Annotated in this window: 20 protein-coding genes and 1 tRNA gene; 11 read left to right on the forward strand and 10 right to left on the reverse strand. The window is 65.7% G+C overall.

Translation table 11 applies throughout. From position 1 onward, the window contains the following. Positions 1 to 8: 8 nt before the first annotated feature. The 4 genes from DK26_RS07815 to DK26_RS07830 form a co-directional block, all read right to left on the reverse strand. Positions 9 to 1,310, reverse strand: coding sequence for a DUF1214 domain-containing protein (locus DK26_RS07815; protein ID WP_066470057.1), 1,302 nt, complete (start codon positions 1,308 to 1,310; stop codon positions 9 to 11). 272 nt (positions 1,311 to 1,582) lie between these two features. After that, entirely contained in the window at positions 1,583 to 3,022 is a 1,440-nt protein-coding gene (locus tag DK26_RS07820; protein ID WP_066470059.1) for an FAD-binding oxidoreductase, read from the reverse strand. A 178-nt stretch (positions 3,023 to 3,200) separates the two neighbouring features. Further along, a complete protein-coding gene (locus DK26_RS07825) occupies positions 3,201 to 3,581 on the reverse strand; it encodes an STAS/SEC14 domain-containing protein (protein ID WP_066470061.1) in 381 nt (126 codons plus the stop codon). A gap of 26 nt (positions 3,582 to 3,607) precedes the next feature. Next, positions 3,608 to 3,871, reverse strand: coding sequence for a hypothetical protein (locus DK26_RS07830; RefSeq protein WP_066470064.1), 264 nt, complete (start codon positions 3,869 to 3,871; stop codon positions 3,608 to 3,610). 377 nt (positions 3,872 to 4,248) lie between these two features. Between DK26_RS07830 and DK26_RS07835 the strand changes: the two genes are divergently transcribed. Further along, positions 4,249 to 5,214: a tripartite tricarboxylate transporter substrate binding protein gene (locus tag DK26_RS07835; protein ID WP_066470067.1), complete on the forward strand. Its 966-nt coding sequence runs from the start codon at positions 4,249 to 4,251 to the stop codon at positions 5,212 to 5,214. A 51-nt stretch (positions 5,215 to 5,265) separates the two neighbouring features. Here the strand turns inward: DK26_RS07835 and DK26_RS07840 are convergent, their stop codons facing one another. The 3 genes from DK26_RS07840 to lipB all read right to left on the reverse strand — a co-directional run bounded on the left by DK26_RS07840 (position 5,266) and on the right by lipB (position 7,966). Then, positions 5,266 to 6,873 carry a carboxyl transferase domain-containing protein gene (locus tag DK26_RS07840; RefSeq protein ID WP_066470070.1) on the reverse strand — a complete coding sequence of 536 codons (1,608 nt, stop codon included), beginning with the start codon at positions 6,871 to 6,873 and terminating at the stop codon, positions 5,266 to 5,268. Between the two features lie 99 nt (positions 6,874 to 6,972). Then, positions 6,973 to 7,176 (reverse strand): hypothetical protein, encoded by a 204-nt coding sequence (locus DK26_RS07845; RefSeq protein ID WP_157089557.1) that lies wholly within the window; start codon positions 7,174 to 7,176, stop codon positions 6,973 to 6,975. A gap of 85 nt (positions 7,177 to 7,261) precedes the next feature. Continuing rightward, the gene (lipB, locus tag DK26_RS07850; RefSeq protein WP_066470073.1) at positions 7,262 to 7,966 is read right to left on the reverse strand and encodes a lipoyl(octanoyl) transferase LipB; all 705 of its coding nucleotides are present in this window, start codon (positions 7,964 to 7,966) and stop codon (positions 7,262 to 7,264) included. 129 nt (positions 7,967 to 8,095) lie between these two features. Here lipB and DK26_RS07855 point away from each other — a divergent pair, with 129 nt between their 5' ends. From DK26_RS07855 to DK26_RS07885, 7 genes are all read left to right on the forward strand, one after another. Beyond that, complete coding sequence (locus DK26_RS07855) at positions 8,096 to 8,365, forward strand: FliM/FliN family flagellar motor switch protein (RefSeq protein ID WP_066470077.1); 270 nt, start codon at positions 8,096 to 8,098, stop codon at positions 8,363 to 8,365. A gap of 292 nt (positions 8,366 to 8,657) precedes the next feature. After that, a tRNA-Leu gene (locus DK26_RS07860) sits at positions 8,658 to 8,742 on the forward strand. Between the two features lie 176 nt (positions 8,743 to 8,918). Then, complete coding sequence (gene mgtE / locus DK26_RS07865) at positions 8,919 to 10,325, forward strand: magnesium transporter (RefSeq protein ID WP_066470080.1); 1,407 nt, start codon at positions 8,919 to 8,921, stop codon at positions 10,323 to 10,325. A 94-nt stretch (positions 10,326 to 10,419) separates the two neighbouring features. After that, positions 10,420 to 11,352 carry a glycoside hydrolase family 25 protein gene (locus DK26_RS07870; RefSeq protein WP_248309892.1) on the forward strand — a complete coding sequence of 311 codons (933 nt, stop codon included), beginning with the start codon at positions 10,420 to 10,422 and terminating at the stop codon, positions 11,350 to 11,352. Between the two features lie 184 nt (positions 11,353 to 11,536). After that, positions 11,537 to 12,451: a glycoside hydrolase family 25 protein gene (locus tag DK26_RS07875; RefSeq protein WP_248309901.1), complete on the forward strand. Its 915-nt coding sequence runs from the start codon at positions 11,537 to 11,539 to the stop codon at positions 12,449 to 12,451. A gap of 86 nt (positions 12,452 to 12,537) precedes the next feature. Next, on the forward strand, positions 12,538 to 13,539 hold the full coding sequence (locus tag DK26_RS07880) for a CorA family divalent cation transporter (protein WP_066470083.1): 1,002 nt from the start codon (positions 12,538 to 12,540) through the stop codon (positions 13,537 to 13,539). A gap of 89 nt (positions 13,540 to 13,628) precedes the next feature. Further along, complete coding sequence (locus DK26_RS07885; RefSeq protein ID WP_066470085.1) at positions 13,629 to 14,498, forward strand: sugar nucleotide-binding protein; 870 nt, start codon at positions 13,629 to 13,631, stop codon at positions 14,496 to 14,498. A gap of 106 nt (positions 14,499 to 14,604) precedes the next feature. On the opposite strand, the gene DK26_RS07890 is transcribed toward DK26_RS07885, so the two are convergent. Next, complete coding sequence (locus tag DK26_RS07890) at positions 14,605 to 15,639, reverse strand: DUF1254 domain-containing protein (RefSeq protein WP_066470087.1); 1,035 nt, start codon at positions 15,637 to 15,639, stop codon at positions 14,605 to 14,607. Between the two features lie 74 nt (positions 15,640 to 15,713). Further along, positions 15,714 to 16,541, reverse strand: coding sequence for a phosphatase PAP2 family protein (locus tag DK26_RS07895; RefSeq protein ID WP_066470089.1), 828 nt, complete (start codon positions 16,539 to 16,541; stop codon positions 15,714 to 15,716). Between the two features lie 301 nt (positions 16,542 to 16,842). Here DK26_RS07895 and DK26_RS07900 point away from each other — a divergent pair, with 301 nt between their 5' ends. Next, positions 16,843 to 17,844, forward strand: a complete 1,002-nt coding sequence (locus tag DK26_RS07900) for an AraC family transcriptional regulator (protein ID WP_083533049.1) — start codon at positions 16,843 to 16,845, stop codon at positions 17,842 to 17,844. Between the two features lie 153 nt (positions 17,845 to 17,997). On the opposite strand, the gene DK26_RS07905 is transcribed toward DK26_RS07900, so the two are convergent. Beyond that, positions 17,998 to 19,620, reverse strand: a complete 1,623-nt coding sequence (locus DK26_RS07905; RefSeq protein WP_066470091.1) for an arylsulfatase — start codon at positions 19,618 to 19,620, stop codon at positions 17,998 to 18,000. 445 nt (positions 19,621 to 20,065) lie between these two features. Here DK26_RS07905 and DK26_RS07910 point away from each other — a divergent pair, with 445 nt between their 5' ends. Next, a complete protein-coding gene (locus tag DK26_RS07910; RefSeq protein WP_066470092.1) occupies positions 20,066 to 21,238 on the forward strand; it encodes an isovaleryl-CoA dehydrogenase in 1,173 nt (390 codons plus the stop codon). A 177-nt stretch (positions 21,239 to 21,415) separates the two neighbouring features. Continuing rightward, positions 21,416 to 21,934: a gamma-glutamylcyclotransferase family protein gene (locus DK26_RS07915; protein ID WP_083533050.1), complete on the forward strand. Its 519-nt coding sequence runs from the start codon at positions 21,416 to 21,418 to the stop codon at positions 21,932 to 21,934. Positions 21,935 to 22,149 lie beyond the last annotated feature (215 nt).

A 22,149-nucleotide genomic window follows, 5' to 3' on the forward strand; every position in this document is an offset into this window, starting at 1 on the left:
GTCGGCTATCACCTCTTGATCAGCGCTGGCGGGTAGTAGGTACCGTTCGCCACGCCTTCGGTCGGCCCGTAATAACGGAACGTCAGGCGGTAGACGCTTCCCTTGGGCGTCGGGAGCCAGTTTCCCTCGGGCGCATCGGCCGGCTTCTGGTCGGCGAAGTAGAGGGTCAGCGAGCCATCCGGGTTGAATTGCGGCTTGGTCTCGCGATTGAGCAGATAGCGGTTCTTCGGATTGGGCAGCACCCGGAAACGGGTGCTGTCGACTGCGATCACCGACCAGAAATAGTTCGCGAAATTCGACGGCAGCTCGTCCTTCGGGAAGGTCAGCGTGTAGACATTGTCGCCGTTCAGCTCGGCGCCGGAGGTATCGTTGCCGCCGCGGTAATAGAGCACCTCCGGTTTGATGTTCGCCCAGATGCCGCGGTAATTGACCAATGTGCGGGTGAGATAGTCGATGCCGTACTCTCCGACGACACCGGGCCGCGCCCAGCCATTCTGAACCGTGCCATGTCCGATGCGCGCTCCGGCCTTGGCGATATCGGCAAAGGCCCGGGAACGGATGACGCTGTCGATCCGGGAGCGCTCGGCCGGGTCGCCGGCCGCCCCGGCTACGAGACGCACCTTCTCTTGCATCGGCTCGAGCCCGGGATTGATGTCGGGTGCGCTGTCGATTGCGACCGCAGCGGCGTCGAACGCCTCGACGCCGGGCAACTTCTCGAGCTCGAAGATCGGCGTCTTCGGGATTTCCGGGAGCGTCGGGCTGCCGGTCGCATGCAGCTTGAACTGGTGCTGGAGAGCAACAGCCTGATCCGGGTCATCGCCCAGCTCGACCCGGGCCAGGATGCGAGCCTGCTTCACCGGCAGATCGACCCGGACTGCGCCGCCCGGCAGATCGACCTTTGCGTCTCTCAGGCAGAGGGCGAACTCGCCTGAAGGGCGGCTGGGAAACACGCGTTCGTTGATGTTGGCGAGCGTCTCGCCCCAGCCATTGAGCACCTGCACCACGAAGTAGCGCTTCTCGACCTTCGGAACGGTCACAAGGGTGCAGCTTTTCTCGTCAACGGCGACCCAGGCCTCGGAATAGGCCACGTCGAGATTGGGGTTCGGCCAGTCGACCGCTCCCGGCTTCTGGTGGATGAGCTCGTTCCACTTGAAGCCATTCTGGAAATCGAGCTGCTGCTGGCGCGTCACCATGAGCCGGCCGAGCAGATAGATATAGCCGTCGCTGATATCCTCGTCGCTTAGGCGGGGGGCCTGAGCCCAGGCTGCCATCGGCAGCAGCATGAACGCCGCGATCAGGGACTTCCGCATCGCGCTCTCCACTTGCGTGCTGCTTAGATGCCGGTCAGGCGAAGCTGAGCCGTCATCGCCCCGGCGTCAACTCAGCTGATGGACAGCCGGCTAGCAAGCCCAACGCGACGGCAAGATCGGCAGTCCATCGAGTCGACATCGGCATTGCGCCCGGCGGCAGTCATTCGCGACTCTGATCAGGCAATCAGTCCGCAGACAGACCATGCCGGACATGGCTGCATGTCCGGCATGGTCGCAATTGTCAGGTTCTCCGGTCTCTCAGGCCGCGATACTCACGCCGCCCGCCGGCCCGCAACCGGCGTCACGTTCTGGTTCATGCGGAACAGGTTCGACGGGTCGTAGCGGCGCTTCAGCTCGGCGAGGCGCTGGTAGCTCGCACCATACGCCTCCCGGACGCGGTCGCCCTCGTCGGCAGGCATGAAGTTGATATAGGCGGTGCCGACCGAATAGGGCTTTGCGGCCTCGAAGAGTTCCCGCGCCCAGCCGATGCACTTCTGGTCGTCGCTCTTCTCGCGCCAGCGCGCATGCACGTTCATCACGAAATGCGAGCTGCGCTGCGGGAACGCGGTGGCATCCTTCGCCACCCGCCCGGCCGCGCCGCCGACATGCGCGATGAAGACCTCGCATTCCGGGCCGGGCAGACGGCCGATGGCACCGGTCAGGAGCCCGATCGTCGCGTCCGAGAGCTCGGCGAAGTCGTGGCTCTTCCAGTAATTGCGGGCGCCGGGGGCGAGCAGCGGGTCGAATGCCTGCTGCCAGCCCGTGAACGGGTGCGGGCTGACGACATCGACGATCGGCTTGCCGATCGAGCGCAGCCTCGCGGTCGCCTTCTCGCCTTCGGCCATGTCGCCGCACCAGCACATGGCGAGGATCAGCACCTCCTTGCCGTGCCACTCCGCCGGCAGGAACGGCAATGGCGGCGCCTGACGCATCACCGCCCAGCAGGTCAGCTCGTCGGGCGAGACTTCGAGCGCCTGGCGATAGGCCTTCAGCACGGTCTCGGCCGCACTCATCGGGTGCACGACGAGGCCCGAGAACACCTCGTTTCCGAGCTTGTGCAGCCGGAACACGAAGCCCGTCACCACCCCGAAATTGCCGCCGCCGCCGCGCAGCGCCCAGAACAGCTCCGGGTTCTCCGTCGCGCTGGCGCGCCGGAGCTCGCCATCGGCGGTCACCACCTCGACCGACTCCAGATTGTCCAAGGTCAGGCCGAACTTCCGCGTGAGCCAGCCAAAACCGCCGCCGAGCGTCAGCCCGGCAATGCCGGTGGTCGAGTTGATACCGGTCGGCACCACCAGCCCAAAGGCCTGCGTTTCCCGGTCGAGATCGGCGAGCGTCGCGCCCGGTGCGACCCAGGCGCGCTGCGCAGCGGCATCGACGCGGATCGACTTCATCTGCGAAAGATCGATCATCAGACCGCCATCGCAGACCGCGTTTCCGGCGATGCCATGGCCGCCGCCCCGCACCGAGACCAGCAATTCACTGTCGCGCGCGAAGCGGACAGCGCTGACGACGTCGCCGACGTCGGCACAACGGATGATCAGGCCGGGCTTGCGATCGACCATGCCGTTCCAGATCGCGCGCGCCTCGTCATAGCCTGCGTCCTTCTCGCTGAGGATGCTGCCGCGCAGCTGCGAGGCCAGCGCCTCGATCGCCGCGGTCGCGATGCTCTTTTGTCCGGCCGCCAGTGTCGTGAGCTTGTGGGAAGACATAGGCTCTCCTCCCCCTAATGGGTGGTTGCGCCCCCTGCCGCCGAAACCTGCCCCCATTTCGAACGCCGTTCCGTGAGGTAGCTCACAGAGCCGGCGGCGATCGGGAGCGCGGTTACAGGCGGGTTCACAGGCCCAAGCAGATCGCGGACGCCGCCGCATGCGCGGGCAAATGCGCCGCCTAGGGCTGAGCGGGTACAGCTCCCTTCAGCCATCCCAGGGCGCCCGCTCTTTCGCCCGCTGGGAACTGGCGTATCTCTGCCGCCACGAAATGCTTCGCAACATGGGGCGCGAGCTTGAGGAGCTCGCTGTCCGAAACCACGGCGACGCGCTCGACCTGGCGGTGGTGGCCCATCACGAACTTCACATGCGCGATCAGCGCACCGATGCCGTCCCAGCCGGGAAACGAAGCCGCATCGACCATCAATCCCTTGAGCGTCCCGTTCGCGGCGAGATAAGGGTCGACCACGCCCGACAGGCGCTCGAAATCGCCGCTTTCGAGAGTCCCGTGCGGCGTCAGGATCACGATGCCTTCGTCACCGAGAAGATCGATCTGCAGCATTCCGGTTCTCCCGCCGATGCCGGGGCCTACTTCGGAAGGCACTCGACATCATAGGCGATGATGATCTCGTGCGAGCCGACCTTGCCCACGGCCTGGAGGTCGCCGAGCGCGCTTCTCAGCTTCGCGCCGGCCTGTTTGAGGCTTTCCTCCAGCTTCGACTTGGCGGAGCGGCAGCGGTCCTCGCTTGTGAATTCCTGGAAGACGACGGTCGGCTGCAGCCGCCACTCGGCCCGGTCGTTCGTCGCCACCGGGCTGACGGAGTACGAAAAGACGTACATCAGAATCCACATCGGCAGGGCCTCCCGGAGCAAGCGCGGGTACCGCGTCATTGCGAGATCGACGGGCGAAAAGACGCTCCGTGAGCCGCAGTTAGCGGCGGCGCGACGGGCCGCACCCGTCAAGAGAGCCACGCGCGCTCGATCCCCAGGCCCGGCTCGCCGGGCCGCGGACGTCTGAAGATGGCGCCCTATCGGGATCGTCGCGCTATTGTACCTGAGGACAATCCCGGCACCCTCGCGCTCGGGCAACCAGCCGAAATGCTGAGGGCGACGTGAGATGGCATCGCCCCTTATCCTGCATACAAAATTCCGCATACCGACTTGCCGGCACAGCGCCAGCGTTCTACGAATTGCATACAAGAATTATCGACAAACTTGGGAGGTCGACCATGAAGAGTTTCCGCAAGGCCGCTTTGGCCCTGGCGACGCTGGCGCTTGCCGCCGGCCCAGCTTTCGCTTTCCCGGATCGTCCGGTGCAGCTCATCGTGCCCTGGGCGGCCGGCGGCGGCATGGATTCGGTGATGCGGATCTTCGCCAACGGGCTCGAGGCCGAGCTCAAGCAGCCGGTCAACGTCGTCAACCGCACCGGCGGCGGCGGCATCACCGGCCATAGCGCCATCGCCAATGCCACGCCCGACGGCTACACTATCGGCGGCGCCAGCCCGGAAATCTCCTTCTTCAAGTCGCTCGGCCTCGGCGAGCTGACGCCCGACTCGATCGACATGTTCTCGCGCGTTTCGGTCATCCCGGCCGGTGTCACCGTGAAGGCCGACAGCCCCTACAAGACCATCGCCGATTATCTGAAGGCGGCCAAGGACAACCCGAAGGGCACGATGATGGCCTCGGGCACCGGCGTCGGCGGTTCCTGGCACATCGCCTCGGGCGGCCTGCTCAAGGCGGCCGGCATCGCGCCGGACGCGGTGCGCTGGGTGCCGAGCAATGGCGGCGCCCCTGCCCTGCAGGATCTCGTCGCCGGTGGCATCACCGTCTTCACGGGCTCGCCGATCGAGGCCAAGGGCATGCTCGATGCCGGCCGCGTGCGCACCATCCTCTTGATGACCAACGAGCGCCACCCGAACTTCCCGGACGTGCCGAGCGCCAAGGAAGCCGGGCTCGACTGGGTCTACGAGAACTGGTTCGCCCTCTCGGCGCCGAAGGGCGTCCCGGCCGACCGCCGCAAGATCCTGTTCGACGCCGCCGAGCGCACGATGAAGCGCGAGGACGTCCGCAAGGGCATGGCCGACCGCGGCATCACCCCGATCTGGGACAAGCCGGAAGAGTTCGCCGCTTACGTCAAGGCCTTCACCGAGCGCGGCAACGGCGTGCTGAAGGATCTCGGCCTGACCAAGAACTGAGTCCCGCATTTCGCGGGACGGAAGGCGCGGCGGGAAACCGCCGCGCCTTTTTCACATCCTGAAGACGCCGAAGCGGGTCTCGGGGATCTCGGCATTGAGGCAGGCCGAGAAAGCGAGCGCCAGCACCCGGCGCGTCTCCGAAGGCAGGATGATGCCGTCGTCCCAGAGCCGCGCCGTTGCGTAATAGGGCGAGCCCTCGGCCTCGAACTGGTCGCGGATCGGCGCCTTGAAGGCCTCGGCCTGCTCGGCCGACCAGGGCTTGCCGGCCGCTTCGAGATTGTCGCCGCGCACCGTCGCAAGCACGCTCGCCGCCTGCTCGCCGCCCATCACCGAAATCTTCGAGTTCGGCCACGAGAACAGGAAACGCGGCGAATAGGCCCGCCCGCACATGCCGTAATTGCCGGCGCCGAACGAGCCGCCGACCAGCACGGTGATCTTCGGCACGCGCGCCGAGGCGACGGCGGTGACGAGCTTGGCGCCGTCCTTGGCGATACCGCGCGTCTCGAAATCGCGCCCGACCATGAAGCCGGTGATGTTCTGCAGGAAGAGCAGCGGAATCCGGCGCTGGCAGCACAGCTCGATGAAATGCGCGCCCTTCAGCGCGCTCTCCGAGAACAGGATGCCGTTATTGCCGATGATGCCGACAGGGATGCCGTGGATGCGGGCAAAGCCGGTGACCAGCGTCGTGCCGTAGAGGCGCTTGAACTCGTCGAACTCCGAGCCGTCGACCAGCCGGGCGATGACCTCGCGGATGTCGTATTGCTTCTTGAGATCGGTCGGGACGACCGCCTCGAGCTCCTCGGCCGCATAGAGCGGCTCAACGCTCTCGGCGAGGTCGATATCGGGCCGCTTCACGCTGTTGAAATTGCCGGCGATGCGCCGGGCGATCGCCAGTGCATGGGTGTCGTCGCCGGCATAATGGTCGGCGACGCCGGAAAGCCGGGCATGGACGTCGGCGCCGCCGAGATCCTCGGCCGAGACCACCTCGCCGGTCGCCGCCTTCACTAGCGGCGGGCCGCCGAGGAAGATCGTGCCCTGGTTCTTGACGATGATCGTCTCGTCAGACATCGCCGGCACATAGGCGCCACCGGCAGTGCAGGAGCCCATCACCACCGCGACCTGCGGAATGCCGAGCCCGGACAATGTCGCCTGATTGTAGAAGATCCGGCCGAAATGCTCGCGGTCCGGGAAGACCTCGGTCTGGTGCGGCAGGTTGGCGCCGCCGGAATCGACCAGATAGATGCAGGGCAGATTGTTCTCGCGCGCGATCTCCTGCGCCCGCAGATGCTTCTTGACCGTCATCGGGTAGTAGGTGCCGCCCTTGATGGTCGCGTCATTGCAGACGATCATCGCCTCGCGGCCGGCGACGCGGCCGATGCCGGCGATCATACCGGCGCCATGCACGTCCTTCTCGTACATGTCGTAGGCGGCGAGCGAGCCGATCTCGAGGAAGGCCGAGCCGGGATCGAGCAGGCGCAGCACGCGCTCCCGCGGCAGCAGCTTGCCCCGTGCCGTATGGCGTTCGCGCGAGCGCTCATTGCCACCGAGCGCGGCGGTGGCGCGCCGCTCCTGCAGTTCGCCGCGCAGCGCCGCCCAGGCGTCGGCATTGGCGCGCGTCTCGGCCGAATTCAGGTCGACCTTGCTTTCGATGACCGGCACGACGCGCTCCCTGGCGAAATCTCTTCCCGGGGTTATGGCGCGGCGCGCGGAAAACGCCAACCGGCGCCCCTGCCAAGGCGCACCGTGCGGGAAACTGGTCTAGTCGCGCATGCGCCGGACCGAGCGGGTCACCGTCGGAGCCGAGACAGCGCCGATCGCACCGCCCGCCACCGCGCCGATCGGCCCGCCGATCAGCGCGCCTGTGCCGGCACCGGCAGCTGCCCCGGCAATGCGCTGGTCCGTGGTGGTGCAGGCGCCGAGCAGTGCCGCGAGGCACCCTGCGAAGAACATCGCTCTCATCATGATCCTCATCCGAAATCCCGATCCGGCGAGGATGGGCGGCTATGGTCAATGGAAGGTGAATGCGCCGAGACGGCGCAAATAAGCCTCAGCCCGGCACCACAGTGGGCCCGAAAACCTGCTCGAACTGCGCCCGCAAGACGCTGTCGACCTCGGGCATGGTCAAGGGCAGGCCGAGATCGACCAGCGAGGTCACGCCGTGGCCAGCGATGCCGCAGGGCACGATTCCGTCGAAATGCGAGAGCTCCGGCTCGACGTTGAGCGATATCCCGTGGAACGAGACCCAGCGCCGCACGCGAATGCCGAGCGCTGCGATCTTGTCCTCGACCTCGGCCCCCTTCTCCGGGCGGCGTACCCAGACGCCGACGCGTTCCTCGCGCCGCTCGCCCCGGATGTTGAACTGGTCGAGTGTGCCGATTAGCCAGGCCTCTAGCGCGGCGACGAAGCGGCGCAGATCCGGCTCGCGGCGCTTCAGGTCGAGCATCACATAGGCGACCCGCTGTCCGGGGCCGTGATAGGTGAACTGCCCGCCCCGGCCGGTCCGATGCACCGGGAATCGCCCGGGCGTCAGCAGGTCCTCGTCCTTCGCCGAAGTCCCGGCCGTGTAGAGCGCGGGATGCTCGACCAGCCAAACCCGTTCGGCTGCGAGCCCGTCGGCGATCAGCCCGGCCCGCTCCTCCATCTCGGCGACGGCGGCCTCGTAGCCGACCGGAGCCTCGGCGATTACCCATTCGACCGGCGGCGAACCTGCCTCGGGCAGGAAAGAAACCGCCAGCGCCTCGCGCGTCTTCACCTTGGATTAACCCTGTCCGTTCAACTCTTGGTAACCGGCTCGCCCTCGCCGCGCCGTGCTCATGCGCCGTTTTTGACGTCGCTGGCAAGTTCGTAGAATCGTTGTGAAGTAGGTCCCCGGAGGCGGATTTTGAAGGCTGATCTCGATCTCGTCTCGATAGAGCTGACCGTGGTGCTCGGCTCGGCCCAGATGCCGATCTACAAATTGCTGCGCATGGGCCGCGGCGCGATCATCGAGCTCAATGCCAGCGAGACCGACGAAGTCCAGATTCTCGCCAACAACCACCCCTTCGCCAAAGGCAATGTCGTCGTCAGCGGCACCCGAATCTCGGTGGAGATCACCGAGATGATCAAGCGCCCGACCGTGTTCACGCTCGGCAGTGTCGCCGAAGCCGCCTGAGGAAGGCGACTCGCGCAACGCAGCTACGGCCCGGCGGCAATGGCTGTCGCCGCCCCCCTCCGGAACTTGTCCCCAGCAGTCCGATCGGCCGCAATTCGCCTGAACAGGGCATTTCGGCCGGCTTTTCGGCCGATTTTGTGTTGATTGAGCCGGCTCTTTCCAACACCGCCCCATAGCCGCCGAAACTTCTCCCGATTTTCGCTCGCAGGCTCTTGTGGCCGGAGATTCCATTTGGTAGACCCACGCCGCTCTCGGAGATCACCGCCACAGCGCGGACGAGCTTCGGGCCGCTGCGGTCATGGCGGAATTGGTAGACGCACTACCTTGAGGTGGTAGCGGGGAGACCCGTGGAGGTTCGAGTCCTCTTGACCGCACCAAATTTGGGCTGATGCCCCGGGAACGGCGATCCGCAAGGGTCGCCGTTTTTCGTTTAGACTGCCGCGTTTCCGTCGCGAAACGGTCATGCCGCGTTGCAACGAGGGCGCACCGCTGACACAAGGGCGGCTCGCCGCCTTCAAGCGAATCCCCAGCCTCGAATCCCGGAGCCGGACCGATGGTGGAAGCCGAGAGCGCTCCCGACGAAAAGCCGGCCCGGCCGATCCGCGACGAAGACGGCGTCATGGACGAGGGATTCGTCGAGCAGGTCTCGCAGGCCGTCCTGCTCTCGGACCTGACGACGCTGCGCCATCTCGTCGGCGATCTGCACGAGGCCGATCTCGGCGGGCTGCTCGAAGCGCTCGACAGCGAGGAACGCCCGAAGCTGATCTCGCTGCTCGGCGGCGATTTCGACTTCACGGCGCTGACCGAGGTCGACGACGCCGTCCGCGAGGAGATTCTCGACGAGCTCTCGCCGCAGACCGTCGCCGAAGGCGTGCGCGAACTCGACACCGACGACGCGGTCTACATTCTCGAAGACCTCGACGAGGCCGACAAGAAAGAGATTCTCGACCGGCTGAGCCCGGCCGAGCGCAGTGTGCTGCAGCAGGGCCTGGATTATCCCGAAGGCTCGGCTGGCCGGCGCATGCAGGCCGAGACCATCGCGGTGCCGCCCTTCTGGACCGTCGGACAGACCATCGACTATCTGCGCGAGACGCAGGACCTGCCCGAGCGCTTCTTCGAGATCTTCGTCGCCGATCCCGGCCACCGCTTCGTCGGCACCGTCCGGCTCGACCGGCTGCTGCGGACCAAGCGGCCGGTCAGCATCTCCGATCTGATCGAGGACGACCGCCGCGTCGTCCAGGCCGATGACGACCTCGAGGACGTGGCGCGGATGTTCCAGCGCTACGACCTCGTCGCCGCCCCGGTGGTCGACAAGAGCGGCCGGCTCGTCGGCGTGATGACCATCGACGACGTCGTCGACGTGATCGAGGACGCCGCGGATGACGACGTCAAGCAGCTCGGCGGCGTCGATGCCGACGAAGAACTCTCCGACCCCGTGCGCGAGGTCGCGCTGAGCCGCTTCCGCTGGCGCTTCATCAGCCTGATCGCCGCCTTCATCAGCGCCTCGGTGATGGCGATGTTCGAGGCCCAGCTCTCCAAGCTGGTCGCCCTCGCCGTGCTCGCGCCGATCGTCGCCAGCCAGGGCGGCAATGCCGCGACCCAGACCATGACGGTGGCGATCCGCGCGCTCGGAACCGGTCAGCTCGGCAGCTGGAACCGGGCACGCTTCTTCCGGCGCGAGATGATCGTCGGTCTCTTGAACGGTATAGCCTTCGCGGTGATCACCGGCGTGGTCTCGGGCTTCTGGTTCGGCAACCTGATGCTCGGCGTCGTGATCGCGCTCGCCATGGTCGCGACCCTTCTCGTCGCGGCGCTCGCCGGCGTCGTCGTGCCGCTCGCGCTCGACAAGGCCGGCATCGACCCGGCGATCTCGTCGGGCACCTTCGTCACCACCGTCACCGACGTCGTCGGCTTCTTCTCCTTCCTCGGGATAGCGACGATCCTGCTGCGTTTGGGGTGACCGAAAGAAAGCGGTGCCGGATCGAGAAAAACCGGTAACGTAAACCGGGCGTCAAGATTTCTCCGCAATCTTGCCCAGGATGACGCCCCGCCGCATGCGACACCCATTCTCCGCCTCTTTCGTCCTCGCCGCCGCGCTCTCTCTGCTGGGAGGTTGCGTGGCGCTGGACCATTATCCGAGCAAGGGCGATGTCCGCCCCCATCCCGGCGTCGAGGCGGCGCGCCAGTACCCGATCCAGGGCATCGACATCTCGCGCTGGCAGGGTGAGATCGACTGGGCTTCGGTCAAGGCCGCCGGCACCCGCTTCGCCTATATCAAGGCGACCGAGGGCGGCGACCATATCGATCCCGCCTTCCAAAAGAACTGGGAAGGCGCGCGCCGGGCCGGCGTGCCGCGCGGCGCCTACCATTTCGTCTACTGGTGTCGCCCGGCCCATGAGCAGGCGGTCTGGTTCAAGCAGCAGATTCCGAACGATCCCGAGGCACTGCCGCCGGTGCTCGACGTCGAGTGGAACGGCCATTCCAAGACCTGCCCGAAGAAGGTCGAGCGCTCGCTGGCGCTGGAGAAGATCCGGCTGATGCTGACCGAGCTCGAGCAGCTCACCGGCAAGAAGCCGGTGATCTACACCGACATCACCTTCCACAAGGACGTGCTCGAAGGCGAGTTCAACGACTACGCCTACTGGATCCGCTCGACCGCGGCCAAGCCCGAGGTGCGCTACAAGGACCGGCCCTGGGCCTTCTGGCAGTTCACCACCACCGGCCGCGTCCCCGGTATCAAGGGCGATGTCGACCGCAACGCCTTCTACGGCAATGAGGGCGAATTCGTCGGCTGGCGCGAAGGGCGCTTCGACATCGGCACCCGCACCTGGACGCGCGAGCGCAAGGTTCCGCCGCAGCCGAGCCCGGGTCCGGAGCACACGCCCGTCGCGACGATGCCGGGAGCCGCCGCCACGGTCGCGGCATCCAGGTTCCAGCCCGCGAGCCTCGGCCAGGTCGCAGATCAGAGCGAGACCGAGGCGGAATAAGTCCGATGCCTGCCGGCGGCCGCCTCACCGGTTAACCAAGGCTGAAGCCGCTCGCTCGAATGCTAACCACCTCTTAACCCGGCGCCCGCCTATCCTGCCTCGACACAGGGAGGACCTTATGGCGCGCCGCGCTGAAACCAGTTCAGGAAAGCGGCGCATGCCCGGCCTTGGCTACCGCCTTCTGATGATGGCAGGGCTCGGCCTGCTCTGCGCCACGCCCGCCGAGGCGCTATATCCCAAGAAGGGCGATGCGAGCCCGCATGCCGGCGTCAGCGACGCCCGCCGACGCTCGATCCAGGGCATCGACGTCTCGCGCTGGCAGGGCGACATCGACTGGGCCAGGGTCAAGGACGCCGGCACCCGCTTCGCCTTCATCAAGGCGACCGAAGGCGGCGACCATCTCGACCCGAACTTCCGCAAGAACTGGGAGGGCGCCCGCAAGGCCGGCGTGCCACGCAGCGCCTATCATTTCGTCTATTGGTGCCGTCCGGCCAAGGACCAGGTGCGCTGGATGAAGCGCCACATCCCGCGCGACGCCGACGCGCTGCCGCCGGTGCTCGACGTCGAATGGAACGGCCATTCGGAATCCTGCGGCAAGAAGATCCCGCGCGACAAGGCGCTCGCCAAGATCCGCGAGATGCTGAAGGGGCTGCAGGAGCACACCGGCAAGAAGCCGATCATCTACACCGACATCACCTTCCACGAGGACGTGCTGGAGGGCGAATTCAACGACCATCCCTACTGGCTGCGCTCCACCGCGGCGCCGCTGCGCCATCGCTACCAGCGCAAGGAGTGGGAGTTCTGGCAGTTCACCACCACCGGCCGCGTGCCCGGCATCACCGGCGATGTCGACCGCAACGCCTTCTTCGGCTCGGAGAGGGAGTTCGCCGCCTGGCGAGAAGGCCGCTTCGACATCGGTTCCCGCCAATGGCGCGGCGGCGGGCCGAAGGTCGCCTCGCCGAAACCGGCCGCCCGGCCCGCGGCCGTCGAGACGAAGATTGCCAACGGCGCCCCGCCGAAGCTCGTGCCCACCCCGCGACCGCCCAAGGCGCTGCTTTCGCGGCAGGTCGCCAGCACCGGCTCCATCAAGCGCGACTAGGCCTTCGTCACAAAGCGGCGGACTGTCGCGAAACCGTCATCTGACGGGCGCTGATGCTGACGGAACACCCGTTAGCCGGAAGCAGCGTGTCGATACTTCAGGATATCCAGTCCCGGGCCGGCTTCATCTGGGCCTATCGCTTCGACGATGAGGGCCGCGCCAGCCTCGTGCCGCGCGACCAGTCGCCGGGCCTCGCGCTCGACGGCGCCAAATTCGTCTGGCTCCATCTCGATCTCGTCCACAGCCGCACGAAGCAGTGGATCGCCGAGCGCAGCGAACTGCCGGTCGAGGCGCAGGCTGTCTTCCTGTCGCAGGACGATCACCAGCGGCTGTATCACGACCCGGATTTCGTCTGGGGCATCACCTATGATCAGGTCCGCGAGGTCCACAGCCTCGCCGACGACTGGGGCATGATGCACTGGATCGTCGGCGAGCGCTTCCTGATCACCGGCCGGCGCCAGGCCCTGCAGGCGACGCGTCTGACCCGCGACACGCTGGAGGCGGGCTTTCGCGCTACCTCCCCCGAAATGCTGTTCGAGCGCGTCATCGAATTCGTGATCGAGGATGTCGCCGAGGACGTGAACCGCCTCGCCGACGACGCCGACTCGATCGAGGACCACATCATCGACGACCGGATCGGCGACGAGGCCCGCAAGCTCGGCGCGATCCGCCGGCGTACGGTCAAGCTCCACCGCCAGCTCAACGGCCTGCACCAGCTGTTCCGCCGCTTCCAGGAGACCGCGACCGCCCGCGCCGCCCCCGAAAAGGTCAGGAGCGCGACCGCAAGGCTGCTCCACCGCGTCGACACCATGCTGGGCGATGTCCAGCTCGTGCAGCAGCGCGCAAGGCTGCTGCAGGACGAGATCGCCGCCCGTCTCAGCGCCCAGACCAACCACCATCTCTATGTGCTCTCGATCCTAACCGCGACGCTGATGCCGGCGACGCTCGTCACCGGCTATTTCGGCGTCAACACCAAGGCCCTGCCCTTTCTCGAAACCGAATTCGGCTGGCTCTACATTCTCGGCCTGTCGGCGCTGGCGGCAGGCACCGTCTACTGGCTGCTCAAGCGCCGCAATGTGATCGGCTGAGCGAGGCAAGGGCCGCGATCGCGAAAGCGGACGTTTACGGTTGCTCCATGTAGAAGCCGGTGAGCCGGAGTCGGCGCGGGAGCGAATCTGTGCGCAGCAATGTGCTTGTCACTGGGGGAAGCGGCCGGCTGGGGCGCGCCCTGTCGCGAGCCGGGGGAGCGCGCGTTCGCGGGTTCTCCAGCCGGGAGCTCGACATCACCGACGCCGCCGCCATCCGCTCGGCGCTCGATCGGCTGCGCCCGGATGTTGTGATCAACGCTGCGGCACTCAGCGTCGTCCAGGACTCAGATACGGCTCCGGAGCGCGCACGCGCCGTCAATGCCGAAGCGCCGGGCGATGTCGCGCGGGCCTGCACCGCGCTGGGCATCCCGCTGATCCACATCTCGACCGACTATGTGTTCGGGGCCGAAACCGAGCTTCCATGGCGCGAGTCTGATCCCGTATCGCCCGTCAACAACTATGGCCGCCTGAAAGCGAAGGGCGAACGCAACGTCCTCTCCGCCTGCGACAGGGCCTGCATCGCGCGGGTGGCGTGGCTCTTCGGCGACGGTGAGGACTTCATCGCCAGCCTACTGCGGAGCGAAGCCGAGACCGTCAGGGTGGCCTATGACCAGATCGGCTCGCCGACCCCGATCTTCCCGCTCGCCGAACGCCTGCTGGCGCTGGCCGGCCGCATGAGCGCCGGCGATGCCATCCCCAAAGTGCTGCACATCGCCGGCTCGCCACCGGTGTCGCGCGCCGACTGGGTCGCAGCGGCATTCGACGCACTTCATCGCGCAGGACGGAAAACGCCGCGGCTGGTGCGGGTTCCGATGGCGGAGTTCGGCGGCACAGTCCGCCGGCCCCATTACAGCGCCCTCGATTGCAGCCTCGCGGCAGAGCTCTTCGGTGGAGAGATCGACTGGCGGATCGCAGCGGCCCGCCCTGAGCTTTTCGCTGACCGGGTCGTACCTGCCTAGCTGCGCAGGTTAGCCCACCAGCGCGAAGCCAAGGCGTTGCCCGCCGCAGACGACTGCCATGGCGGGCACGCGACGGCTCCCTGCCCGCAGGCCAGTCCGTCGAGGCTCAGTCTACGGGTTTCGCCTCCGGGAACGTCCACGTTCCACTGATAATGGGCTGCTCCGGACGATAGAGCCGTACCGTGTAGTTCCAGCCCTCGACGATCGGCAGGCAGTTCGGGATCTTGCCGTCGCAGCCGCCGAGCTGGACGGTCACCGAGCCGTCCTCGTTCTTCTTCGCGGTGATGTCGTTGATCGAATAGGCGCCGTAGGGGTTTTTCTCGAAGAACCCCTTTCGGTTGTAGACGCTGACCGACCAGAAATCCTTCACCGGAACGGTCTTTGGCACATTGATGGTGTAGACCGTTTTGCCGTCGTTTTTCGCGGGCGTGAAGCTCGCGTAGATGGCGTCCTTGTCCGGAATGCCACCCCATCCGGCGGCTGTGCCAATCAGGTGCTGGATCGGCTCGACCTGGCCACGGGCTCCGAAGGAACCGCGAAACGACGTCTGGAATCTTGCCAGCCCGAGCAGCGCATTGCGAACGCCCGCGAGGCTCTCCTCGTCCCAGTTCGGAAGCTCGAGCTTCCCCGCCCCCTTCTGGCTGACCTTGATGGCGTCCTGCAGCTTGTGGACCTCTTCGAGATCCTTCGGGTCGTTGGGATCGACCAGCGTCCGGATCGCGACGAACGCATATCGCGTGCCGACCGTCTCCTGGGTCAGGGTAACCGGCTGCGTGCCGTAGGCGACGATCGGCAGGTAGTGATCCTGATCGACGACCATCATCGACATGTAGCGCTTGCCGGTGTCGGGCAGCGAAAGCGTTGCCGGCCCTGCGGCAAGATCAAAGACAGCGAACGAGTAAAGCGTATCCCGGTTCATGCGAATGACCGTTTGGCTGTCGATCGCCGTCGGCTCCCGAGAGTGCTGAAACTTGCCCAGCCCGCCTACGGTCTTTGCGTTCGCCGCGAGGTAATGGTCGGTCTCAGCACGGGTGAAATTGTCGACGGTCACCGGCACTTTGCCACTCGGCTCCTGGGCGGACACTCCCGTCGCCAGTGCGGCCGACGCGAATAGGAAACCGATGCCAAGCAAGCGAAACATGGAGTTACCTCTTCATTCAAAGACTGCGCCGGCGAGTCAGGCCTAATCAGTCGCTGCCGCCGGCTCGGAATCGACTACTGCCCTGGCAGGGCCGCCGCCTCGGCAGCGCAATCCGGCACCGGGCCCGCTCGCTTCGCTTTCGCGGCCTCGACCTCAGCCTTCGCGGCCGTGAGATCGGCAAGGAAGGCCGGGTCGGTCTGCAGCCGCGCCACGGTTGCCGCGCCCATGATCCGCCCGGCATCGACGTCGCTCTGCCAATGGGCGTTGCAGATCACACGGCTCTGCCCGAATTCGAGGCCGCGCTTGAGCAGCGCATCCGAGCGCTCGGGATTGATCTGCGCGAAGACGAGTGCCCAGCCCCAGCCCGCGGCGGTGTGGCCGGACGGATAGGAGCCGTCACCGCGCAGAATGGCCTCCTGATCGGCCCGGCAGGTCGCTTCGTTATGGACCACGAAGGGACGGACCCGGTTGTACTTGTTCTTCACGCCATAGGTGGAGAGGCCGAAATCCGAGAGCATCTTCTGCATCATCGCGTAAAGGCGCGGGGTCTGCTCGGCGCCGATCCTGACGCCCATCGCACAGGAAAAATTGTCGGCGGCCTGCGGAAAGGCGAGATCGGCATCGGTATAAGCGAGCTTCCAGCGCGCGCTGTCGCGCAAGGGAAGCGTCGCCCTGCGTGCTTCCTCGTCCCGGGCCAGCGCAGCAGAGTTCTTCAAGGGCGGCGGCCCGAGAAGGACCAAGCTGTTCGGCAAATCGGACTGCCTGAGATAGCCCGGCGCAATCTTGAAATGCGGGTCCGTGACCTTGGGCTGGGCCTCGCCCGCCTGCGCGAAGCCCTGCCCACAGAGCGCGAGCAGGGCAAGCGCGGAAAGAGCCGCGCCGCGTACCGTAGTCCCGGTCATAGACATCCCCATTCCGTTCAACGTCGCCGAGTTCGCGCACAGCCCGGCCGGAATCGACACATCGCAGCCGCGGCGGGGCCGTGCTGCGTCACGTCATAGAAAGGACCACCGCTGTGCCGGCAACCCGCCGACAGCGCTTTGGCTGGCGGGCGAACACCGTCGCGCTCATTTCGCGCATGGGCAGATCGCCAGTCTTGCCATTTCGTGCCAATCGCAAGCGGCTATTCTCCGTCGCTCCCGGTAGCGAATCTCCCGCAGCCACCGCCCAGCGGAGCGCCACCCATGATCGCGGCAAGGTCGAATGGCTGACATCCCTCTGACGCGCGGCCAGTTCCTGCTGCCGTTCGTCAGCATCCTCGACGAGATCGGCGCGCCCGTCGAGGCGCTCCTGGAGAAGTCCCGGCTGCCATCCTCTCTGGAGGACAAGGGCGACCTCTACCTTCCGCTCCTGCCGGCGCTGCGCTTCGTCGAGGCCGCCCAGAGGACCCAAGGGATCGAGGATTTCGGCTTTCTTGCCGCCCAGCGACTGCATTTCTCCCATCTGAGGGAAAAGACGCGGGTCCTGATCGCCCATTCGCCGACGCTGCTCGTCGCGCTGCGGCACGCCTGCTATTGGGCATCGCGGGAAGATACGATCCTGAGCATGTGGATCGAGCACGACGATGATCAGGTGCGGATCTGCAGCAGGCTGGCCGGGACACGGGGGCTGCTGCATCTGAAATACGCGCAATGGATCCAGAACATCTTCCCGATCCACATCATCAGGCAATTCGCCGGCCCCGATTGGATGCCGCCGGCGATCGCCTTCGAATCGTCCTATGCGCCGAGCCCGGCGACACGGTCCGCATGGCCGAATGTGCGGTTTCTCTCGAACCAGCGTGCCGCCTGGGTCAGCCTGCCGATCTCGCTCCTCAGCCTCTCCAACCGATCGGCCGCATTGCTCCCGCCGCTACCGGACCAGGAGGACGCTCCTTCCGCCGGCGGCATCGTCGAGCTGCTCAAGCTGATGCTTCCGGCCTATCTCGGCGAGGGAACGACGGCGCTCGCCGACGTCGCCGAGATCGCCGGCCTCAGCACGCGGACGCTTCAACGCAAGCTCGCAGCTCTCGGCCTCTCCTATTCGGACATACTCGACACGGCCCGCTACGAGCATGCGAGCGGGCTGTTGCGCGACACCGATTGCAGGATCATCGATGTCGCCTTGTCCTCCGGCTATTCCGATCCCGCGCATTTCAGCCGCGCCTTCCGCCGCATGACAGGCGTCTCGCCGCGCCAGTTCCGCGAGCAGTCGAGGCTGGGTTGAGGGTGTTAGGGCCACGGCTCGAAATCAGGCATTCTGATTTGCCCATGCCCTGCCCCACTCGACATCAGCAAGGGCGACCTCGCAGCTGGTGAAGTCGTAGGGAGCGTCCACACGGCTTCACCTTGGTTCGCCGGCATTGGAATGCTGCCGATCCTACTTGGCCATCGCCGTCCTGGCGGCTTCGATCTTCGCTTTCACCGCATCCAGGTTGAAGCTTGCTCCCCTCTGCATCGGCGGAAACTCGATGGCGGTCATGGCAAGCTTTTCAACCTGCTGCTGGACGAACACGAAACGCCAGAACTCGTACTGGAACCAGGAGAAGTAGTTCTGCGATCCCGACTTCGTGCCGTTTTCCGGCCATCCAGTGCGCTCGAACGGATCGAGACGCAGATTGGTCAGATAGGGCACGTCCGCCTTGGTCTTGTCGCCGAGCCATCCGCCGGGCTGGTCGATGAAGCGATACTTGTAGTCGCCGATGCGGACTGCGCCGAGCTCGCTTTCGCCGAAGTAGAAGATCTCAGTCCGGTTCGACGGGCCTTTTCCGGTGATCAGGTCCATCTGGTTGTAGCCGTCGAGGTAGACCTTGTAGTTGCGATCGCCGATCTGCTTACCCTTCCTCAGCTCTTCGGCGATGTTGGCGTTGCCGGCGGCGGCAACGAAGGTCGGGAACCAGTCGAGTCCCGAGATCAAGCCGTTTTCGACCTTTCCCGCCGGTACCCGACCGGGCCAGCGGATCATCGCGGGCGCGCGGAACCCGCCTTCCATGACCGTGCCCTTGCTTTGCGCGAATGGCGTCTGACCACCATCGGGCCACGTGAAGACCTCGGTACCGTTGTCGGTGGTGAAGACGACGATGGTGTTGTCGTCGACGCCCATGTCCTTGAGCTTCTGCATCAGCAGGCCGACATCGTCGTCGAGCTGCGCCATGCCGGCTTCATGAATTGACCAGCCGTTCTTCGAATTGCGCATCGCCTCGTATTTCGGCGAGAGATGCGTGACGATGTGCATGCGGGTCGGATTGAGCCAGAGAAAGAACGGCTTGTTGTCGGCCTTGGCCTTGTCCAGGAACTTGAAGGACAGGTCGCGGATCTCGTCGTCGACCGTTTCCATCCTCTTGGGGCAGAGCTCGCCAGCGTCCCGGATGCTCTGCTTGCCGACCTTGCCCCAACGCGGATCCACCGTGGCGTCGTCGACGTCGCTTGCCAGCGAATGGACCATGTTGCGCGGGCCGACCTGCGACCTGAGATCCTGCGGATAGTTCGGATGGCACGGGTCTTCCATCGCATCGAGATGGTAGAGATAGCCGAAAAACTCGTCGAAGCCGTGCACGGTGGGCAGGAACTCGTTCTTGTCCCCGAGATGGTTCTTGCCGAACTGGCCGGTGGCGTAGCCCATTCCCTTCAGCACGGTGGCAATCGTCACCGCTTGCGCCGGCAGGCCGGTGGGGGCGCCTGCCTGACCGACAGTCGTCATGCCGGTGCGGATCGGCAGCTCGCCGGTGATGAAATTCGCTCGCCCGGCTGTGCAGCTCGCCTCGGCGTAGTAATCGGTAAACAACATACCTTCTGCGGCAATCTTATCGAGGTTTGGCGTGCGCCCCGCCATCATGCCGCGATGGTATGCGCCGATGTTCCAGATACCGATATCATCCCCCATCACGACAACAATATTGGGACGTTGCTGTTGTGGTGGTTGCTGCGCAACGCAAGGCAAGCTCGATCCGAGGATCAGAGCGACAGCTGCAGACATATTCAGCCATGTGCTATGAGGATTCATGTCAGGCCTCCCTTGGAGCTTCATGCCGATTGCTCTTGCTGGGCGGGAGCCCGCGGCAACATGAAGATGGAGTGCAGTCACGACCGGGAAGACCCTACGCTCATTGCAACGCCCTCGATACTGGACCAGGGGGCAACACCGAGCGGCCATCGCAGCGAGACGGGAGCAGACGCTCTGAAGACCTCGAAAGGCGGGTTCGCGTGCTTTCGTTGAGATCAGCCCATGTTCGCGAAGGAGCGGAAGCAGCCCGCCCCCTGCGACCACTGGGGCCGGCGCGGCCTGAAAAGCGAATCCGGCATCTCGCATCGCCTGCCCCGCTCCCGCGAACGCCTGCGCATCGGCGCAGAACCATCTGCCGCCTCCCGCAAGCTGACTTGGTGGCCAACCGCGCTATAACGCAGGAAAGGGGCGCAGCGCCCCGCCTGTTTCACGCCGGGAGGTCACCATGCTCGCCAACGCGCCGCGCCCGTTCAATTTCGACCTCGGCGAGACCGCCGACGCGATCCGCGACACCGTCCACGCCTTCGCCCAGGAAAAGATCGCCCCGCGCGCCGAGGAGATAGACAAGACCAACCAGTTCCCGCGCGATCTCTGGCCTGAGATGGGCGCGCTCGGCCTGCACGGCATCACCGTCCCGGAGGAATATGGCGGCGCCGGGCTCGGCTATCTCGAGCATTGCGTCGCGATCGAGGAGGTCAGCCGCGCCTCGGCCTCGGTTGGCCTCTCCTACGGCGCCCATTCCAATCTCTGCGTCAACCAGATCGCCCGCAACGGCAACGAGGCGCAGAAGAAGAAGTACCTGCCAAAGCTGATCTCCGGCGAGCATGTCGGCGCACTCGCCATGTCCGAGCCGGGCTCGGGCTCCGACGTCGTCTCGATGAAGACCAAGGCGCTGAAGAAGGGCGACCGCTACGTCCTGACCGGCAACAAGATGTGGATCACCAACGGCCCGATCGCCGAGACGCTGGTGGTCTACGCGAAGACCGATCCGGAAGCCGGCCCCAAGGGCATCACCGCCTTCCTGATCGAGAAGGGCATGAAAGGTTTCTCGACCCATCAGAAGCTCGACAAGCTCGGCATGCGCGGCTCCGACACCTGCGAGCTCGTCTTCGAGGAGTGCGAGGTTCCCGAGGAGAACGTGCTCGGCCAGGTCGGCCGCGGCGTCAACGTGCTGATGAGCGGGCTGGATTATGAGCGGGTCGTGCTCTCGGCCGGGCCGCTCGGCATCATGCAGGCGGCGATGGACATCGTCCTGCCCTACATCCACGAGCGCAAGCAGTTCGGCCAGTCGATCGGCGAGTTCCAGCTCGTCCAGGGCAAAGTCGCCGACATGTATGTCGCGATGAACTCCTGCCGGGCTTACGTCTACGCCGTCGCCAAGGCCTGCGACCGCGGCGAAACCACCCGCGAGGACGCGGCTGGCGCCATCCTGATCGCCGCCGAGAAGGCGACCCAGCTCGCCCTCGACGCGATCCAGCTGCTCGGCGGCAACGGCTACATCAACGACTACCCGACCGGCCGCCTGCTGCGCGACGCAAAACTTTACGAGATCGGCGCCGGCACCAGCGAGATCCGCCGCATGCTGATCGGCCGGGAGCTGTTCAACAAGACGAAGTGACGCGCTCGCAGAGCGCGCCATGCTCGGGCTTGACCCAAGCATCTCCCGGTGGCGTGCTCGCCGTCATGCTCGCCCTTGTGGCGAGCATCCACGTCTTGACCACCACGCGGGTTGCGGAAAGACGTGAATGGTCGGGACAAGCCCGACCATGACGGCAGTGTCACGACGGAAAGCGCGATGCCCCTCTATTTCGCCTATGGCCTGAACATGGACGTCACCGGCATGGCGCAGCGCTGCCCGCGCTCGAAGCCGCTCGGCCTCGCCCGGCTGCCGCGCCACCGCTTCATCGTCAACACCGACGGCTACGCCTCGGTGATCCGCGATCCCCGCGAGAGCGTCCACGGCGTGCTCTGGGATTGCGCGCTCGGCGACATCCGCACGCTCGACAAGTTCGAGGACCTCGCCAGCGGACTCTACGTCAAGATCAGCCAGCCGGTCATCGTCGAGGGCGGGGCTAAGCGCGCGCTGATCTATATCGGCCGCAGCGGCAGCCCCGGAAAGCCCAAGCCCGGCTATCTCGAACAGGTCGTCGCCGCAGCGAAAGAATGGGCTTTGCCAGAGGCTTACATCGCCGGCATGACTCAGTTTCTGAGCAAGCCGAATCTCGATCTGAAGTCCTTGAATCGGGATGCCAGCGAGGCGTTGCCGCCCGGCCCCGTCCCGGGCGTCCGCCCGCGGGCGGTCGCTCCGAAGTAAGGGCAGTGACGCAGTAGGCCGGATCAGCCGCGCGCTGCTCCCTCTCCCCTTGCGGGAGAGGATTGGGGTAAGGGCTCGCGCGACGCATCGGTGTCATGGTCGGGCTTGTCCCGACCATCCACCTCTTCACTTCACTGATCGAACGCCGTGTTCAAGACATGGATGCTCGCCACAAGGGCGAGCATGACGGGAGACATGTGCGCGCCCTCATCCGG

It is taken from the genome of Allobosea sp. WAO (genome assembly GCF_001509835.1).
Taxonomy (GTDB): Bacteria; Pseudomonadota; Alphaproteobacteria; order Rhizobiales; family Beijerinckiaceae; genus Allobosea.

Bases quoted from the DNA above. Each gene is read 5' to 3' on its own strand.
- DK26_RS07815 (WP_066470057.1), bottom strand. From the start codon at position 1,310: ATGCGGAAGTCCCTGATCGCGGCGTTCATGCTGCTGCCGATGGCAGCC.
- DK26_RS07820 (WP_066470059.1), bottom strand. From the start codon at position 3,022: ATGTCTTCCCACAAGCTCACGACACTGGCGGCCGGACAAAAGAGCATC.
- DK26_RS07825 (WP_066470061.1), bottom strand. From the start codon at position 3,581: ATGCTGCAGATCGATCTTCTCGGTGACGAAGGCATCGTGATCCTGACG.
- DK26_RS07830 (WP_066470064.1), bottom strand. From the start codon at position 3,871: ATGTGGATTCTGATGTACGTCTTTTCGTACTCCGTCAGCCCGGTGGCG.
- DK26_RS07835 (WP_066470067.1), top strand. From the start codon at position 4,249: ATGAAGAGTTTCCGCAAGGCCGCTTTGGCCCTGGCGACGCTGGCGCTT.
- DK26_RS07845 (WP_157089557.1), bottom strand. From the start codon at position 7,176: ATGATGAGAGCGATGTTCTTCGCAGGGTGCCTCGCGGCACTGCTCGGC.
- mgtE (WP_066470080.1), top strand. From the start codon at position 8,919: ATGGTGGAAGCCGAGAGCGCTCCCGACGAAAAGCCGGCCCGGCCGATC.
- DK26_RS07870 (WP_248309892.1), top strand. From the start codon at position 10,420: ATGCGACACCCATTCTCCGCCTCTTTCGTCCTCGCCGCCGCGCTCTCT.
- DK26_RS07875 (WP_248309901.1), top strand. From the start codon at position 11,537: ATGATGGCAGGGCTCGGCCTGCTCTGCGCCACGCCCGCCGAGGCGCTA.
- DK26_RS07890 (WP_066470087.1), bottom strand. From the start codon at position 15,639: ATGTTTCGCTTGCTTGGCATCGGTTTCCTATTCGCGTCGGCCGCACTG.
- DK26_RS07895 (WP_066470089.1), bottom strand. From the start codon at position 16,541: ATGACCGGGACTACGGTACGCGGCGCGGCTCTTTCCGCGCTTGCCCTG.
- DK26_RS07900 (WP_083533049.1), top strand. From the start codon at position 16,843: ATGGCTGACATCCCTCTGACGCGCGGCCAGTTCCTGCTGCCGTTCGTC.
- DK26_RS07905 (WP_066470091.1), bottom strand. From the start codon at position 19,620: ATGAATCCTCATAGCACATGGCTGAATATGTCTGCAGCTGTCGCTCTG.
- DK26_RS07910 (WP_066470092.1), top strand. From the start codon at position 20,066: ATGCTCGCCAACGCGCCGCGCCCGTTCAATTTCGACCTCGGCGAGACC.
- DK26_RS07915 (WP_083533050.1), top strand. From the start codon at position 21,416: ATGCCCCTCTATTTCGCCTATGGCCTGAACATGGACGTCACCGGCATG.